This is a genomic window from Streptomyces sp. GQ60 (assembly GCF_059758875.1).
Genome location: NZ_JCAXEG010000001.1, coordinates 1065526 through 1081665 on the forward strand (window position 1 = coordinate 1065526; position 16140 = coordinate 1081665).

The following is a 16140-nucleotide window of genomic DNA, read 5'->3' on the forward strand; positions in this document are numbered from 1 at the left end:
CGGGAGGACACGGCATGGCAGCCGAACAGAAGCAGGGCAGCGAATCGACCGTACCGGCGGAACTGCGCGAGCAGCACGCGCTGATCGCCGAGCAGGTCGAGGAGCACCGCTTCCGGTACTACGTGAACGACCAGCCGGTCGTCAGCGACGCCGAGTTCGACAAGCTGCTGCGCTCGCTGGAGGCGCTGGAGGAGCAGTACCCGGAGCTGCGCACGCCCGATTCGCCCACCCAGAAGGTGGCCGGGGCGTACGAGACCGACTTCGCCTCCGTCGAGCACCGCGAGCGGATGCTCTCCCTCGACAACGCCTTCGACGACGAGGAACTGGCGGCCTGGGCCGAGCGCGTGGCCCGGGACGCCAACACCTCCGACTACCACTACCTGTGCGAACTCAAGGTGGACGGCCTCGCCGTCAACCTCACCTACGAGAACGGCCGCCTGACCCGCGCCGCCACCCGCGGCGACGGCCGCACGGGCGAGGACATCACGCCCAACGTCCGCACCATCGCCGAGATCCCCGACCGCCTCAAGGGCGACCGGATCCCGGCCCTGGTGGAGATCCGCGGCGAGGTCTACTTCCCGATGGAGAAGTTCGAGGAGCTCAACGCCCGGCTCGTCGAGGCCGAGGGCAAGCCCTTCGCCAACCCGCGCAACGCGGCGGCCGGTTCGCTGCGCCAGAAGGACCCGAAGATCACCGCGAGCCGGCCGCTGCACATGGTCGTCCACGGCATCGGCGCCCGCGCGGGCTTCGAGATCGAGTGCCAGTCGCAGGCGTACGAGCTGCTCCACGAGTGGGGCCTGCCCACCGCCCAGCACAACAAGGTGGTCTCCACGCTCGCCGACGTCCGCGAGTTCATCGCGTACTTCGGCGAGAACCGCCACTCGGTGGAGCACGAGATCGACGGCGTCGTCGTCAAGCTCGACGAGATCGCCCTCCAGGGCCGGCTCGGTTCCACCGCGCGCGCACCGCGCTGGGCCATCGCCTGGAAGTACGCGCCCGAAGAGGTCAACTCCAAGCTGATCGACATCAAGGTCGGCGTCGGCCGCACCGGGCGCGTGACCCCGTACGCCCAGGTGGAGCCGGTGACGGTGGCGGGCTCCGAGGTCGAGTTCGCGACCCTGCACAACCAGGAGGTCGTCAAGGCCAAGGGCGTGCTCATCGGCGACACCGTCGTCCTGCGCAAGGCCGGCGACGTCATCCCCGAGATCCTCGGGCCGGTGGTCGACCTCCGGGACGGCACCGAGCGGGAGTTCGTCATGCCCGCCGAGTGCCCCGAGTGCGGGACGCCGCTACGGCCGATGAAGGAGGGGGACATCGACCTGCGCTGCCCCAACGCGCAGACGTGTCCCGCCCAGTTGCGCGAGCGGCTGTTCTACCTGGTCGGGCGTGCCTGCCTGGACATCAAGAACTTCGGGTACGTGGCCTCGGCCGCCCTCACCCAGCCGCTCGAACCCTCGGTCCCCCCGATGGCGAACGAGGGCGACCTCTTCGGGCTCACCCTGGAGCAGCTGCTCCCCATCACCTCGTACGTACGGGACCAGGACTCGGGTCAGCCCAAGATCGATCCGAAGACCGGCGAGCCGAAGGTCGTCACCTTCTTCGCGAACAAGGAGGGCGAGGCCAAGGCCAACACGCTGGCCATGCTCGCGAACATCGAGGCGGCCAAGACCCAGCCGCTGGCCCGGATCATCAACGGGCTGTCGATCCGGCACGTCGGCCCGGTCGCGGCGGCGGCACTGGCCCGCGCGTTCCGTTCCATCGAGCGGATCGAGCAGGCGACCGAGGAGGAGCTGGCCGCCACCGACGGCGTCGGCGCGATCATCGCGACCTCGGTCAAGGAGTGGTTCGCCGAGGAATGGCACCAGGAGATCCTGCGCAAGTGGCGGGCGGCCGGAGTCCGGATGGAGGAGGAAGGTTCCGGCGAGGACGAGGGGCCGCGCCCGCTGGAGGGTCTGACCGTCGTCGTCACCGGAACTTTGCAGAGCCACACGCGGGACGGAGCGAAGGAGGCCCTGCAGAGCCGCGGCGCCAAGGTGACGGGGTCCGTCTCGAAGAAGACCTCCTTCGTCGTGGTCGGCGACAACCCGGGCTCGAAGTACGACAAGGCCGTGCAGTTGAAGCTCTCGATCCTGGACGACGCGGGATTCGCCGTCCTGCTGGAGGAGGGCCCCGATGCGGCACGCGCGGCCGCGCTCCCGGTGGACGGCGACGCCGGAGCGGAGTAGCGAAGGCGAACGGATGCGTGGCGTGCGGCCGTACGAGCGGGCGCGCGCCGGGCGCGGGCGGCGGTGGCACGCGGCGGCGAACGGCCGGTACCGGGCCCACGCGAGGCCGGTACAAGGCTGGTCGCGGGCCCGTGACCTGTCGGATCATCGGAGGGGTGGCCGGGGGTCCTGGTCCAAACTCACCCGTTCGGCGGATACCGTACTGATGAGGATGGCTGGGTCGTATTCGGGCAACCGCCGCCGACCGCTGCCCCTGGGTGCCTCCCGCGTCCTACTGTTGAGGGGTGCGCCTGTCGTGCACGGCTGCTTGACGCGATTCCAGCCGTGATGGCATGACATCGGGGCCATCGCGTGGCATCGGCATCGCCGGCTGTGAGAGGGACGGGCATGAAACCCACCGAAAGCGCCGACCCGTCACCAGATTTCGGCGGGGTGTTCCCGTCCATGCGGACGGGCCGGCTCGGTGTCCTGGGTTCCAGGACACCGCGATCGCGACCGCTCGCCACCGGAGCGGGGACGGGCCCGGCGGGCCGGAGCCTCGCCCTGCCCTTCGTCATCGTGGGCCTCGCCGCCGTCGTGCTCGGCGTCGGCGTCGTCGCCGCACTGACCAGCCGTCACGCCCTGTTCCCCGGCGGCCCGGTCGGCTGGGCGCTCGCCCTGCTCACCGGCATCATCGTCGGCCACCTCGTCGCCCTCGGCCGCGACCGCTGGTGGGGCGGCACCGGATCGGGCGCGGCCCTGACCCTCGGCGTCCTCATCCTCTACGGATGGGTCCCCGCCGGCCTGGTCTCGCTCGCCGTGGTCTCCCTCGTCGGCGCCGCCCGCAGGCACCGCTGGCGCCAGGGCCTGCTGCACGGGGCCACCGACATCCTCGGCATCGGTGCGGGCGCCCTCGTCCTCGCCGCGTTCGGCGAGGACCCCTCCGTCGAGCACCCGTGGCGGCCCACCGGCTGGGAGCTCGACGCGGTCCCCGAGGTCATCCTGGTCGCCGTCGCCTACCTGCTCGTCACCCGCGTCCTGCTCTGGCTCGCCCTGGCCCCGAGCGGCGGGGGACTGCCCACGGTCGCCCGTACCGCGCTGCTGCGCCAGGTCCTGGTCGCCGTCGCACTCCTCGGCATCGCCCCGCTGATCTGCGTGGTCGCCGAATCGCAGCCGGTGCTGCTGCCGCTGTTCGCCGTACCGCTGATCGCCCTGGACTCCACCCTGTGGATCGCCCGCGCCCGCGCCGAGGAGCAGTTGCGGGACCCGCTCACCGGACTGCCGAACCGGCAGTGGCTGCTGGAGCGCGCCTGGAGCGCCCTCGACCAGGCCGAGCGTCTGGGCACCCGCTCGGCGCTGGTGCTGATCGACCTGGACCGCTTCCGCGCGGTCAACGACACCCTCGGCCACCTCGCGGGCGACCGGCTGCTCCTGCAGATCGCGGACCGGCTGCGCCAGGCCCTGCCCCCGGACGCCGAGGCGGCCCGGCTCGGCGGCGACGAGTTCGCCGTCCTGCTCCCCATCGCCGACTCCACCACCAGCGCCCAGCGGGTCGCCCGCAACCTGGTCGCCGAACTCAGCTCCCCCCTCGACCTGGACGGCCTGACCCTGGTCCTGGAGGCCAGCGCCGGCCTCGCCGTCTTCCCCGACCACGCGCTGGACGCGGAGGGACTGCTGCGCCGCGCCGACGTCGCCATGTACCAGGCGAAGCGGGACCGGACGGGAGTCGAGGTCTACGAGTCCAAGCGCGACAGCAACACCCCCGACCGGCTCGGCCTGCTGGGCGACCTGCGCAGGGCGCTGGACGCGGGCGAGGTGGAACTGCACTACCAGCCGAAGGTCCGCTTCGACGGCAAGGTGGCCGGGCTGGAAGCGCTGGTGCGCTGGGTGCACCCGGAACGCGGCCGGGTGTCGCCGGACGAGTTCATCGCCATCGCGGAGACCTCCGGGCTGATGCCGCACCTGACGGAGTACGTACTGGAGACCGCGCTCGCGCAGGTCGCCCGGTGGCGGGCCCAGGGCCTCAAGGTCCCGGTCGCCGTCAACGTGTCGCCCCGCGACGTCCACACCCCCGGCTTCGCGGGCGCCGTGGCCGCGCGCCTGGCCCGGCACGGGGTCCCGGCGAGCGGTCTCCAGCTGGAGATAACGGAACACGTCCTCCTGGAGGACCCGCAGCGGGCAGCCGACACCATGGCCGGGCTGACCGGCCACGGCGTGAAGATGTCCCTGGACGATTTCGGCACGGGCTACTCCTCCCTCGTCCACCTGCGGCGGCTGCCGGTCAGCGAACTCAAGATCGACCGGTCGTTCGTGGCGCGGCTCGCGGTGGACGCCCAGGACGCGGAGATCGTCCGCTGCACGGTGGACCTCGCCCACTCCCTCGGCCTGCTCGTCGTCGCGGAGGGCGTCGAGGACGACGAGACGTGGGAGCGGCTGCGCGACCTGGGCTGCGACGCCGTCCAGGGCTGGCTGGTCGCCGCCGCCATGCCTCCGCAGGAGGCGACGGCCTGGCTGCTGGCCCGCGGCGAGCGCGGCTGGCGGCGGCCGGCGGACATCACGGCGGAGCTGGCGGCGGAGACGGCCGCCGCGGCGGCGGCCCAGACTCAGTGAGGGCCCGCAGGACAGTTTCCAGTCCCGCAGGCGTTTGAGGCCCGCGTCATCGGCGGCCCCGCCACGCGGCGGAATCACCCCGCGCGGGGGCTTCGTACCGCCCCGGGGGGAAACCGGGGCGCCGGGCGGGGGCGGGGCCCCATAGGATTGGGGCCGGAACCTACACACTCGAACCCCCAGAGGATCGCTGCATGCCTGGCATCACGCGCGAGGAGGTCGCCCACCTCGCTCGGCTGGCACGTCTGGAGCTGAAGAGCGAAGAGCTCGACCACTTCGCTGGACAGCTCGACGACATCATCGGCGCGGTCGCCCGCGTTTCCGAGGTCGCCGACCAAGACGTCCCGCCGACCTCCCACCCGCTGCCGCTGACGAACGTCATGCGCGCGGACGAGGTCCGTCCGTCGCTCACCCCCGAGCAGGCGCTTTCCGGCGCTCCCGCCCAGGAGCAGCAGCGTTTCAAGGTGCCGCAGATCCTGGGGGAGGACTAATCACCATGGCTGACATCAACATCGACATCATCAGGCTCACGGCCGCGCAGACCGCCGAGAAGATCGCCTCCGGCGAGCTCACGGCCGTCGAGGTCACCGAGGCGCACCTGGACCGCATCGAGGCGACCGACGAGAAGGTCAACGCCTTCCTGCACGTCGACCGCGAGGGCGCACTGGCCCAGGCGGCCGCCGTCGACGCCAAGCGCGAGCGCGGCGAGCAGCTCGGCCCGCTGGCCGGCGTACCGCTCGCCCTCAAGGACATCTTCACCACCGTCGGGATCCCCACCACCGTCGGTTCGAAGATCCTCGAAGGCTGGATCCCGCCGTACGACGCCACCCTGACGCGCAAGCTGAAGGAAGCCGACGTCGTCATCCTCGGCAAGACCAACATGGACGAGTTCGCCATGGGGTCCTCCACCGAGAACAGCGCCTACGGCCCCACCGGCAACCCCTGGGACCTCACCCGGGTCCCCGGCGGCTCCGGCGGCGGCTCCGCGGCCGCGCTGGCCGCCTTCCAGGCGCCGCTGGCCATCGGCACGGACACCGGCGGTTCCATCCGCCAGCCCGCCGCCCTCACGGGCACCGTCGGCGTGAAGCCCACGTACGGCGGGGTCTCCCGCTACGGCATGGTGGCCTTCTCCTCCTCCCTCGACCAGGGCGGTCCCTGCGCCCGTACGGTCCTGGACGCGGCGCTCCTCCACGAGGTCATCGCCGGCCACGACCCGATGGACTCGACCTCCATCGACGCCCCGGTCCCGCCGGTCGTCGAGGCGGCCCGCAACGGCTCCGTCGCCGGCATGCGCGTCGGTGTCGTCAAGCAGTTCGCCGGTGAGGGCTACCAGGCGGGCGTCGTCCAGCGGTTCACCGAGTCCGTCGCCCTCCTCAGGGAGCTCGGCGCCGAGATCGTGGAGCTGGACTGCCCGTCCTTCGACCTCGCGATGGCCGCGTACTACCTCATCGCGCCGTCCGAGTGCTCCTCGAACCTGGCCCGCTTCGACGCCATGCGCTACGGCCTGCGCGTCGGCGACGACGGCACCAAGTCCGCCGAGGACGTCACCGCCCTGACCCGCGAAGCCGGTTTCGGCGACGAGGTCAAGCGCCGCATCATCCTGGGTACGTACGCGCTCAGCTCCGGCTACTACGACGCGTACTACGGCTCCGCCCAGAAGGTCCGCACGCTCATCACGCGGGACTTCGAGAAGGCCTTCGAGCAGGTCGACGTGATCGTCTCCCCGACGACGCCCACCACCGCCTTCGCGATCGGTGAGCGCACCGACGACCCGCTGGCGATGTACCTCGCGGACCTGTGCACCATCCCGACCAACCTGGCCGGCAACTCCGCCATGTCGCTGCCCTGCGGCCTGGCCCCGGAGGACGGTCTGCCGGTCGGGCTCCAGATCATCGCCCCGGCGATGAAGGACGACCGCCTGTACAAGGTGGGTGCCGCAGTCGAGGCCGCCTTCGTCGAGCGCTGGGGTCACCCGCTGCTTGAGGAGGCTCCGTCGCTGTGAGTTCCAATACGAGTGCGCTGTCCAAGGCCAAGGGCTTCAGGAAGTCCAAGTCCGGTACGTACCTGTCCATCGGCACCACCGCCTTCGGTGCCCTCAGCGTCGTCAAGCAGGCCAGGAAGGCCCGCACCGAGCACGACACGCTGAAGCTGATCGACGCCGTCGTGTCCGCCGCCGCCATCGTCACCGGCCTCGCGATCCTGTACCGCGAACTGAAGCGTCTCGGCGACGACGACGTCCTGCTGGGCTGAGAGGGAATTTCCACTGTGACTGCCATTGAACTGCTGTCGTACGAGGACGCCCTCGCGTCGTACGACCCCGTCATGGGCCTCGAGGTCCATGTCGAGCTCGGCACGAAGACCAAGATGTTCTGCGGCTGCTCGACCGAGCTGGGCGCCGAGCCCAACTCGCAGACCTGCCCGGTCTGTCTCGGCCTGCCCGGCGCGCTGCCGGTCGTCAACGAGATCGGCATCGAGTCCGCCATCAAGATCGGTCTCGCGCTGAACTGCGAGATCGCCGAGTGGTGCCGCTTCGCCCGGAAGAACTACTTCTACCCGGACATGCCGAAGAACTTCCAGACCTCCCAGTACGACGAGCCGATCGCCTTCAACGGCTTCCTCGACGTCCAGCTGGAGGACGGCGAGATCTTCCGCGTGGAGATCGAGCGCGCCCACATGGAGGAGGACACCGGCAAGTCGCTGCACGTCGGCGGCGCCACCGGCCGCATCCACGGCGCGTCCCACTCGCTGCTGGACTACAACCGCGCCGGCATCCCCCTCATCGAGATCGTCACCAAGCCGATCGAGGGCGCCGGCGAGCGCGCCCCCGAGGTGGCCAAGGCGTACGTCGCCGAGCTGCGCGAGGTCATCAAGGCGCTCGGCGTCTCCGAGGCCCGCATGGACAAGGGCCAGATGCGCTGCGACGTCAACCTGTCGCTGCGCCCGACCCCCGAGTCCGAGTTCGGCACCCGCAGCGAGACGAAGAACGTCAACTCGCTGCGCTCCGTCGAGCGCGCGGCCCGCTTCGAGATCCAGCGCCACGCGGCGGTGCTCTCCTCCGGCGGCTCGATCGTGCAGGAGACCCGGCACTTCCACGAGGAGGACGGCTCCACCACGGCCGGCCGCATCAAGGACAACGCCGAGGACTACCGGTACTTCCCGGAGCCCGACCTCGTCCCGATCGCCCCGGCCCGTACCTGGGTCGAGGAGCTGCGCTCCGGTCTGCCGGAGATGCCGCGCGTGCGCCGCAACCGCCTCCTCCAGGAGTGGGGCGTCACCGAGCACGACATGCAGTCGATCCTCAACGCGGGCGCGGTGGACTCCATCGTCGCCACCATCGAGGCCGGCGCCGACGCTGCGGCCGCCCGCAAGTGGTGGATGGGCGAGCTGGCGCGCAACGCCAACGAGCAGGGCGTCGTCGTCGACGAGCTGCCGATCACCCCCGTCCAGGTCGCGCGCGTCGCGGCCCTGGTGGCGGCCGGCGAGCTCAACGACAAGCTGGCCCGCCAGGTCCTCGAAGGCGTGCTCGCCGGCGAGGGCACCCCGGACGAGGTCGTCGAGAAGCGCGGCCTGAAGGTCGTCTCGGACGAGGGCGCGCTGGGCGCGGCCGTCGACGAGGCCATCGCGGGCAACGCGGGCATCGCCGACAAGATCCGCGGCGGCAAGATCGCCGCCGTCGGCGCACTGGTCGGAGCGGTCATGAAGACCACCCGCGGCCAGGCCGACGCGGCTCGCGTCAAGGAACTCATCCTGGAGCGCCTGGGCGTCTCGGAGTAGTCGACGCAGTTTGCCGGCGCAGGAGGCGACGGCGTCGCCCGCGCATGGACGAAGGCCCCGTACCGGTGGGATCCGGTACGGGGCCTTCGTGGTCTCAGCGCTTGAGTACGGGGGCGGCGATGACCACGGTGCCGTTGTCGCAGCCCTTGTCCACCTTGATCCGCAGCCGCAGGGCGCCGCTCACGTCGACCGTGTGGGTGATCGGCTTGCCCAGTTGCACGAGTTCGGAGAAGGCGGCGGGCCGGCCGTCGAGGGAGACGCTGATCCGCCCCTTCTCGTTGGTCGAGCCGTCGTCGATGCCCACGATGAAGTCGAGCTTGTTCCACGCACGGTTGAGGTCGAACTCGGTGTACGTGTCGCTGTTGCAGCGGCGTTCGGCGACGAACGCCGCCCCGTACTCCTTGGTGTCGATCTTGGCCGGCCGGACCTCGAACCCGCCCAGGTCGGATACCGGGCTCATGACGGTCAGATCGGCGGCATTGACCCCCGGCGCGACCCCGGACGGGGCCTGGGAACCCGTCGCCGTGGGCTGAGCCGTCGGGCCGCCTGAACCGGGCTCGGACTCGGACTCGGACGGGCTCGGCGTCGGGGTGGGGGTCGGGCTCACGGGTGCCGGGGAGGACGAGGCCGCCTTGTCCCCACCGGCCGCCGTGTTCCCGCCGGTCTCCTCCTTCGTGTCCCCGAACAGCCTGACGCCGACCACCGCCGCGGTCCCGACCACCATGACCGTCAGCGCCGCCCCGAGCACCTGCCCGGTCCGCCGCTTCTTGCGCGGGGGCGGCGCCGGGGCCGGTACCGGTTCCGTGGGGAACACGGCCGCGGCCGCAGGGCCGTAGCCCTGCGGCACGCTCGCCTGGACGGGCGGCGGGGTGTACACGGGCTGGGCGGGAGGCGGTGTGTACGCCGGCGCCGGCTCGGTGGGCGGTGGCGTGTACGCCGGCTCGGTGGGCGGTGGCTGGGTCGGGGGACCGGCCGGGGCACTCGCCGGAACGGCCGGGGCCGCCACTGGGGCAGCCGGCGGCTGCGAGGGCTGCTGGGGCGCGGCCACCGGTTTCGGCGGGGCCGCCGCCAGGTCGGGAGCCGCGGCCGGGGGAGCCGACGGCGGTGCCGGTGCCGGCACCGGCACCGCGTCCTGGACCACCCGCTGGGAGGTGGACGTGGTGGTGGACACCACCGCGCGGCGGATGTCCTTCATCCAGCCCGCCAGGTTCACCGGACGCTTCAGCGGGTCGGCCGCGTAGATGGAGGCGATGCGCGCCCGCTGCTCCGCGTCCAGCACGGCGAACTGCGGGAGCCGTAGGAGGGCTTGGGACAGCAGCTCGGGCGTCGAGGGCGGGGATTCCCCGCTCAGCAGGAAGTACGCGAGGGCCCCGAAGGCGTACCGGTCCGCGCCCGGGGTCCGCTTCCCCTCGAAGACCTCCGGCGCCGCGTAGCCCTGGGTGAACCACACCTCCGCCGTCTGGTGGTCGGCGGTCAGCTTGCTGAGGCCGAAGTCCACCAGGGTGGCCTGCCCGTGCGCGTCGACCATGACGTTGCCGGGGGACAGGTCGCCGTGGATCACCTGACGCCCGGAGGGGGTGGCCTTCCCCGAGTGCAGCCAGTCCAGCACGTCGGCCAGCTGCTCCAGCGTGCGCATCACTTCGCGCCGCTCGGCGGCCGTGGCGAGGGTCCGCTCGGCACGCCAGTCGCGCAGGTCGAGTCCGTCGACGTGGTTCATGACCAGGACCAGGGCCCGTCCGGTCAGCGTCGAGGACTCCCCGGGCCGGTGGATCGGCGGCCCCTCGAAATGCTCCCGTACGCCCACGACGCCCGGCCGGTGCACGAAGCGCAGCAGTTCCGCCTGCTCGTTCCACTTCTGGCTGATCCGGTCGAAGACGTCCGGGGTGATCGTGGCCTTGGAGTCGAGCACCTTCACGACGACGGGCTCGGATCCTCCCGCGAGTTCGATCTCCGCGAGGTAGAGCACGGCCTCCCCGCCGCGCCCGATGGACCGGAGCAAGCGGTAGCGGTCCGCTGCCGCGTCCGGCCCGATGTGCAGGTTCTGGCTGGTCAATTTCCCCCCAGCTCCGGTTGTTTGAGTGGGGGTCAGCTTCCCGGGGCGGTGGGGCGGCGGTCAAGGAGCAGCGGCGACGGAAGTTCTGTAGCGATCGCTAATTTAATGGTGTACGGTCAATTCCGTAGTGATCGTTACTGAAGTCAGGGGATCCTCTCGTGCATGCCGTTCAGACCGCCGCCTACGCCCGCACCGTCCGCAAGGAGAGCGGGGGGCCCGGCCTCCTCCTCGCCCACGGCGGAGGCGGTTCGGTGGCGTCGAACTTCGGACCGGTCCTCGACGCCCTGGCCGCCGGCCACAGCGTCGTCGGCGTCGACTACCCGGGGACAGGGGCCACCCCGCGCGCCACGGCGCCGCTCGAACTGGACGAGCTCGCGGACCAGTTGGTCGCCGCCGCCGACGCTGAGGGGTTGGAGCGGTTCGCCGTGCTCGGCTACTCCCTCGGGGGGAACGTCGCCGTGCGCATCGCCGCCCGGTACCCGGAGCGGGTCACCGCACTGGTGCTCACCGCGAGCTTCGCCCGCGCCGGCAACCGCCTCGGCCTCATCACCGAGGTCTGGGCCGAGCTGGCCCGCCGCGGGGAGGGCGAGCTGCTCGCCCGGCTCCTCGTCCCGCTCGCCCTCGGTCCGCGGGTGCTGGAGGGGCTGACCGACGAGCAGGTCGAGGAGGTCGTACGGGCCACCGCCGCTTCGCTCCCGCCCGGCGGCGGGGACCATGCCGCACTGGTGAAGGGGGCCGACCTGCGGGCCGACCTCGCGCGGCTCGACGTCCCGGCGCTCGTCATCGCGACCACCGCCGACCGCCTCGTACCGCTGGAGGTCCAGCGGGAGCTGGCGGACGCGCTGCCGGGTGCCCGGTGGGCGGAACTGGCCACCGGGCACCTGCCGTTCGCCGAACTCCCGGGGGAGTGGGCGGAACTGGTCACCGGCTTCCTGGCCGGGCTGCCGGTGGCTCGGGGGTGAGTGGCGGGCCGAGGGGGCGGGTGGGCCTCAGGCGCCGGTGGCGCCGTCGACGGCCTCGCGAAGGAAGTCCGCGTGGCCGTTGTGGCGGGCGTACTCGTGGATCATGTGCAGCATGAGCAGGCGCAGCGAGGCGTCCCCCTCCCACTTCTCGACGCGCACCGTCACGTCGAGGGACTCGGCGGCCGCCTCCACCGCGCGGGCGTGCTCGACCTCCGCCCGCCAGGCGGCGAAGGACTCGGCGCGGGTCGAGCCGGAGGCGTCGTAGGCGGCCTGGAAGTCGTGGGTGTCCGACCACAGGTGGGGGACGTCCGCCCCGCCGAGGGTGCGCCGGAACCAGTGCCGCTCCACCTCCGCCATGTGCCGGACCAGCCCGAGCAGGGACAGTGTGGAGGGCGGGGACGACTGACGGCGCAGCTCCTCGTCGGTGAGGCCCTCGCACTTCCAGGCCAGGGTGGCCCGGTGGAAGTCGAGGTACGCGCGGAGCGTCTCGCGCTCGCCCCCGGTGAGGGGAGGGTCGACGCGGCGGGAGTCGGCGGGGTGGGGTTCCGTTGCTGCCATGGCTGCGATCTTGCCCCGTGGGTCCCGGGGCAGGGAAGGCCTCGCGCTCTGCGCGTCGGCGGCATCCCTCCCCGGCACTCCCCGGCGCCCGGCTACCCCTCCCACACCCAGGGCACCGTCACCCCCAACACGCCGAAGCCCAGCCGTTCCAGGATCGGGCGGCTGTCCTGCGACGCGTCGACCTGGAGGTAGCGGATGCCCCGGTCCGCCGCCACGCGGGCCCGGTGGGCCACCAGGAGGCGGTAGATGCCGTGGCCCCGCCATTCCGGGACCGTTCCGCCGCCCCACAGGCCCGCGAAGGGGCTCCCCGGGCGCATCTCCATCCGGGCCGCGCTCACCGGGGTGTCGCCCGCCATCGCGACGACGGCTTCGATCGTGTCCGGCTCGTCCCTCAGCAGGTTCAGCATCAGGTCTCTGATGCGCGGGCGGTCCGCACCGAAGGCGCGGCGGTGGGCCTCCATCATCAGGTCCACGCCCTCCTCGTCGGCCACCACCCGCAGGGTGATGCCCTCCGGCGGCTCCACCGACAGGGCGGCCAGCTCCGCCACCCGCGCCACCAGCAGGGTTTCCGCGGGCTCCGCCACGAAGCCGGCCGCGCGCAGCCGGTCCCCGAGGTCGGCGGGGCGGTCGTGGCCGTACAGCTTCCACTCGAACTCCGCCGACGGGACCTCGCCCCGCTCGGCCAGCTCCGTGAAGAACGCCACCTGCTCCACGATCACCGCATCCGCCGTGTGCTCGTCCAGGTCCGACCAGAGCACCATGCTCCCTCCGGGTCCGGGCACGATCTGCCGTACGACCGGGCCCGCCCGTTCCACGCGCGCGTCGGTGGTGTCGGGCCGGGCGTTCCGTCGCATCACGGAGTCGAACTCGGCGCGCACCGTGAGCAGGTCGTCTGCATCCATCGTCATCGGGCCAGCTGACCAGCCGACGACACGTCCGACAACTGCATTAACCTCACCCCGTGAGCGACCTTACGTACCCCACCACACCCACCCACCCCACCAGCCCCACCCACCTCTCCGTCTACACGGGCAAGGCCGCCCCCGACGCCGCCGTCGACCGGGGCTGGCTGCTGGGGCACTTCAAAGAGCCCGGCGATCCCCGCCACAGCGAGGACGTGGAGATCAAGTGGGGTGTCCACCCCAAAGGTGAGGAGCGGGCGCGGTGGGTGCGCGGAGAGTCCCGTACGGCGTTGCAGGTACTGATCAGCGGCCGGTTCCGGCTGGAGTTCCCCGGCCGGAGCGTGGTGCTCGCCGAGCAGGGGGACTACGTCGTGTGGGGGCGCGGAGTCGACCACTCCTGGTACGCGGAGGAGGACTCGGTGGTGCTCACGGTGCGCTGGCCCTCGCTGCCGGGCTACCGGACGGACGAAGGCCCCGGCGAGGAGCCCGGCAACCAGCCCGACGGCCGGCCCTGCGATCAGCCCGACGACCCATCCGGCCGGACCTCCGCTCCGAACCCCGTGTGACCATGGTCCCGCACCTGCCCGAAGGCCTGTGACGCTGCCCACGAAGGCCGCCAACGATCACGCGACGCTGCGATCGTTGAGGTGTAGACCATGCGGGGCCGCGGCCGCACAGGCCTCGGCCGCGGCCGCACGTACTCAAAATTCCAGATGTTTCAGCGTTCAGTGTTCACGCGTTCTTTCCGACGGGCCGTTCCCCGGTAAAGATCCGAACCACCAGGGAGCCCGTCCGTTGTCAGCCCTCGCACGCTGGTGCATGCGGCACCGACTCGTTGCCGTCCTGCTCTGGCTCCTCGCCTTCGGCGGGACCGCCGCCGCCGCGGTCGGCGCCGGGACGGCGTTCTCCAACGACTACGAGGTCCCCGGCACCGAGTCCGCCAAGGCGCACGCCCTGCTGCGCGAGGGCTTCCCGGGGCAGGGCGGCGATACCGACACCATCGTGTGGCGGGCCCCGGACGGGCAGAGCGTGCGGACGCCGGCCGTACAGGAGCGCATGACGCGCGCCCTCGACTCCATAGCCGGGCTGCCCGGTGTCGGATCGGTCGCCGGTCCCTATGGTCCCGGGCCCGACAGCGGGGCCCGGATCAGCCCCGACGGGCGCACCGCCTACGCCGTGGTCACCTTCGACCGGCAGGCCGACTCGGTGCCGAAGGGGGAGGCGAAGGCCGTCCTCGACGCCGCGAAGAACCCGACGACCCAGGCCGACGGCCTGCGGGTCGAGCTCGGCGGCCGGGCCATCGGCCTCACCGAGGCTCCCAGCGCGCACCTCGCCGAGGTCATCGGCGTGGCCATCGCCGCGCTGGTGCTCTTCCTGGCCTTCGGATCGCTGGCCGCGAGCCTGCTGCCCATCGCGACCGCCCTGGTCAGCGTGGGCACCGCCTACTTCGGCATCACCCTCCTCGGCCACGCGATGCCGGTCGCCGACTTCGCCCCGATGCTCGGCACCCTCGTGGGCCTCGGGGTGGGCATCGACTACGCGCTGTTCATCGTCACCCGCCACCGCAAGGGCCTCGCACGCGGACTCCCGGTCGCGGAAGCCGCCGAGAGCGCCGTCGCCACCACCGGCCGGGCCGTGGTCTTCGCCGGGGCCACCGTCTGCATCGCGCTGCTCGGCATGCTGGTGCTCCGGCTGAACTTCCTCAACGGCGTCGCCATCGCCGCCTCCGTCACCGTGGTGCTGACCGTCGCCGCCTCGGTGACCCTGCTGCCCGCGCTCCTCTCGTACATCGGCATGCGCGCGCTGTCCCGCCGAGAGCGCCGCAAGCTGGCCGCCGAGGGTCCGCGGCCCGATGCGGTCACCGGCTTCGCCGCCCGCTGGTCGGCCTTCGTCGAGCGTCATCCGAAGCTGCTCGGCCTGGTCGCCACGGTGGTCATGGTGGTGCTGGCGCTGCCCACGTTCTCCCTCCACCTCGGCACCTCCGACCAGGGCAACAACCCGGCCACGTCCACCACCCGCAAGGCCTACGACCTGCTCGCGGAGGGCTTCGGCCCGGGGATGAACGGCCCGCTGACGGTGGTCGCCCGCCTCGGCGGGGCCGGTGACCGGGTCGCAGTGGAGACCCTGGCCGAGTCGCTCCGTACGACCAGGGGCGTGGCGGTGGCCGGACCGGCGGTCTTCAACCGCAGCGGCGACACCGCCGTCGTCACCGTCGTACCGGACTCCTCTCCGCAGTCCCGGGCCACGAGCGAGCTGGTCGACAGGCTGCGCGAGGACGTCATCCCGCGCGCCGGCCACGACGACTCCCTGCAGGTGCACGTCGGCGGAGTCACCGCCGGCTACGACGACTTCGCCGAGGTCATCGTCGGCAAGCTGCCGCTCTTCGTCGGGGTGGTCATCGCGCTCGGCTGCGTGCTCCTGCTGCTGGCCTTCCGCTCCATCGGCATCCCGGTCAAGGCGGCCGTCATGAACGTCGCCGCCGTCGCCTCCTCCTTCGGCGTCGTCGTCGCGATCTTCCAGTGGGGCTGGGGCAGCGAACCGCTGGGGCTGGGCAGCGCGGGGCCGATCGAGCCCTTCCTCCCGGTGATCATGGTCTCGGTGCTCTTCGGGCTGTCCATGGACTACCAGGTGTTCCTCGTCAGCCGGATGTACGAGGAGTGGCTGGAGACGGGGGACAACAAGCGGGCGGTGCGCGTCGGCCTCACCGAGACCAGCCGGGTGATCAACTCGGCTGCCGTCATCATGATCGCCGTGTTCCTGGCCTTCGTCCTCAGCGGCGACCGGCTCATCGCCATGTTCGGCATCGCGCTCGCAGCGGCCGTCGCCCTCGACGCCTTCGTCCTGCGGACCCTGCTCGTCCCCGCCCTGATGCACCTGCTCGGCGGAGCCAACTGGTGGCTGCCAACCTGGCTGGACCGGCGGCTCCCGAAGATCAGCATCGAGCCCCCGGATCGCCGCCCGCATGCGAAACTTCCCCTGCAGCGGCCCGGCGCGGACCCCGCCACGAGCGAGGACGCGGCCGAGCCCGCGACCAGCTCCCGGTGATCCGGCCACCCGCCGCTCGATAGCCAAGGAAGAAC

General features: G+C 71.9%; 12 protein-coding genes. 9 read left to right on the plus strand and 3 right to left on the minus strand.

What is annotated here, in order from left to right:
* The first annotated feature begins 14 nt into the window (after window positions 1–14).
* The 6 genes from ligA (at window position 15) to gatB (ending at window position 8585) form a co-directional block, all read left to right on the plus strand.
* On the plus strand, window positions 15–2225 hold the full coding sequence (gene ligA, locus AC6CKD_RS04890; RefSeq protein ID WP_498325321.1) for an NAD-dependent DNA ligase LigA: 2211 nt from the start codon (window positions 15–17) through the stop codon (window positions 2223–2225).
* Window positions 2226–2612: 387 nt separating this feature from the next.
* Window positions 2613–4814 (plus strand): putative bifunctional diguanylate cyclase/phosphodiesterase, encoded by a 2202-nt coding sequence (locus AC6CKD_RS04895; RefSeq protein WP_498325322.1) that lies wholly within the window; start codon window positions 2613–2615, stop codon window positions 4812–4814.
* 191 nt (window positions 4815–5005) lie between these two features.
* Window positions 5006–5302: an Asp-tRNA(Asn)/Glu-tRNA(Gln) amidotransferase subunit GatC gene (gatC, locus tag AC6CKD_RS04900; RefSeq protein ID WP_007266718.1), complete on the plus strand. Its 297-nt coding sequence runs from the start codon at window positions 5006–5008 to the stop codon at window positions 5300–5302.
* A 5-nt stretch (window positions 5303–5307) separates the two neighbouring features.
* On the plus strand, window positions 5308–6813 hold the full coding sequence (gatA, locus tag AC6CKD_RS04905) for an Asp-tRNA(Asn)/Glu-tRNA(Gln) amidotransferase subunit GatA (RefSeq protein ID WP_498325324.1): 1506 nt from the start codon (window positions 5308–5310) through the stop codon (window positions 6811–6813).
* Window positions 6810–7061, plus strand: a complete 252-nt coding sequence (locus AC6CKD_RS04910; RefSeq protein ID WP_356509652.1) for a hypothetical protein — start codon at window positions 6810–6812, stop codon at window positions 7059–7061. The genes gatA and AC6CKD_RS04910 overlap by 4 nt, the downstream gene beginning before the upstream one ends.
* Before the next feature lie 15 nt (window positions 7062–7076).
* A complete protein-coding gene (gene gatB, locus AC6CKD_RS04915; protein WP_498325326.1) occupies window positions 7077–8585 on the plus strand; it encodes an Asp-tRNA(Asn)/Glu-tRNA(Gln) amidotransferase subunit GatB in 1509 nt (502 codons plus the stop codon).
* Between the two features lie 94 nt (window positions 8586–8679).
* Here the strand turns inward: gatB and AC6CKD_RS04920 are convergent, their stop codons facing one another.
* A complete protein-coding gene (locus tag AC6CKD_RS04920) occupies window positions 8680–10638 on the minus strand; it encodes a protein kinase domain-containing protein (RefSeq protein WP_498325328.1) in 1959 nt (652 codons plus the stop codon).
* A 158-nt stretch (window positions 10639–10796) separates the two neighbouring features.
* Here AC6CKD_RS04920 and AC6CKD_RS04925 point away from each other — a divergent pair, with 158 nt between their 5' ends.
* Complete coding sequence (locus AC6CKD_RS04925) at window positions 10797–11600, plus strand: alpha/beta fold hydrolase (protein ID WP_498325329.1); 804 nt, start codon at window positions 10797–10799, stop codon at window positions 11598–11600.
* A gap of 27 nt (window positions 11601–11627) precedes the next feature.
* Here AC6CKD_RS04925 and AC6CKD_RS04930 read toward each other — a convergent pair whose 3' ends face one another.
* Together AC6CKD_RS04930 and AC6CKD_RS04935 are read right to left on the minus strand one after the other, a co-directional pair.
* On the minus strand, window positions 11628–12158 hold the full coding sequence (locus AC6CKD_RS04930) for a DinB family protein (RefSeq protein WP_498325330.1): 531 nt from the start codon (window positions 12156–12158) through the stop codon (window positions 11628–11630).
* A 92-nt stretch (window positions 12159–12250) separates the two neighbouring features.
* Window positions 12251–13060: a GNAT family N-acetyltransferase gene (locus tag AC6CKD_RS04935; protein WP_498325447.1), complete on the minus strand. Its 810-nt coding sequence runs from the start codon at window positions 13058–13060 to the stop codon at window positions 12251–12253.
* Between the two features lie 59 nt (window positions 13061–13119).
* Between AC6CKD_RS04935 and AC6CKD_RS04940 the strand changes: the two genes are divergently transcribed.
* Both AC6CKD_RS04940 and AC6CKD_RS04945 read left to right on the plus strand, forming a co-directional pair.
* Window positions 13120–13626 (plus strand): cupin domain-containing protein, encoded by a 507-nt coding sequence (locus AC6CKD_RS04940; protein WP_498325332.1) that lies wholly within the window; start codon window positions 13120–13122, stop codon window positions 13624–13626.
* A 229-nt stretch (window positions 13627–13855) separates the two neighbouring features.
* Window positions 13856–16105, plus strand: coding sequence for an MMPL family transporter (locus AC6CKD_RS04945; RefSeq protein ID WP_498325333.1), 2250 nt, complete (start codon window positions 13856–13858; stop codon window positions 16103–16105).
* Window positions 16106–16140: the final 35 nt, after the last annotated feature.

What these genes read in the sequence shown, in the direction of transcription:
- ligA (WP_498325321.1), top strand. Translation starts at nt 15, where the DNA reads ATGGCAGCCGAACAGAAGCAGGGCAGCGAATCGACCGTACCGGCGGAA.
- AC6CKD_RS04895 (WP_498325322.1), top strand. Translation starts at nt 2,613, where the DNA reads ATGAAACCCACCGAAAGCGCCGACCCGTCACCAGATTTCGGCGGGGTG.
- gatC (WP_007266718.1), top strand. Translation starts at nt 5,006, where the DNA reads ATGCCTGGCATCACGCGCGAGGAGGTCGCCCACCTCGCTCGGCTGGCA.
- gatA (WP_498325324.1), top strand. Translation starts at nt 5,308, where the DNA reads ATGGCTGACATCAACATCGACATCATCAGGCTCACGGCCGCGCAGACC.
- AC6CKD_RS04930 (WP_498325330.1), bottom strand. Translation starts at nt 12,158, where the DNA reads ATGGCAGCAACGGAACCCCACCCCGCCGACTCCCGCCGCGTCGACCCT.
- AC6CKD_RS04935 (WP_498325447.1), bottom strand. Translation starts at nt 13,060, where the DNA reads ATGGATGCAGACGACCTGCTCACGGTGCGCGCCGAGTTCGACTCCGTG.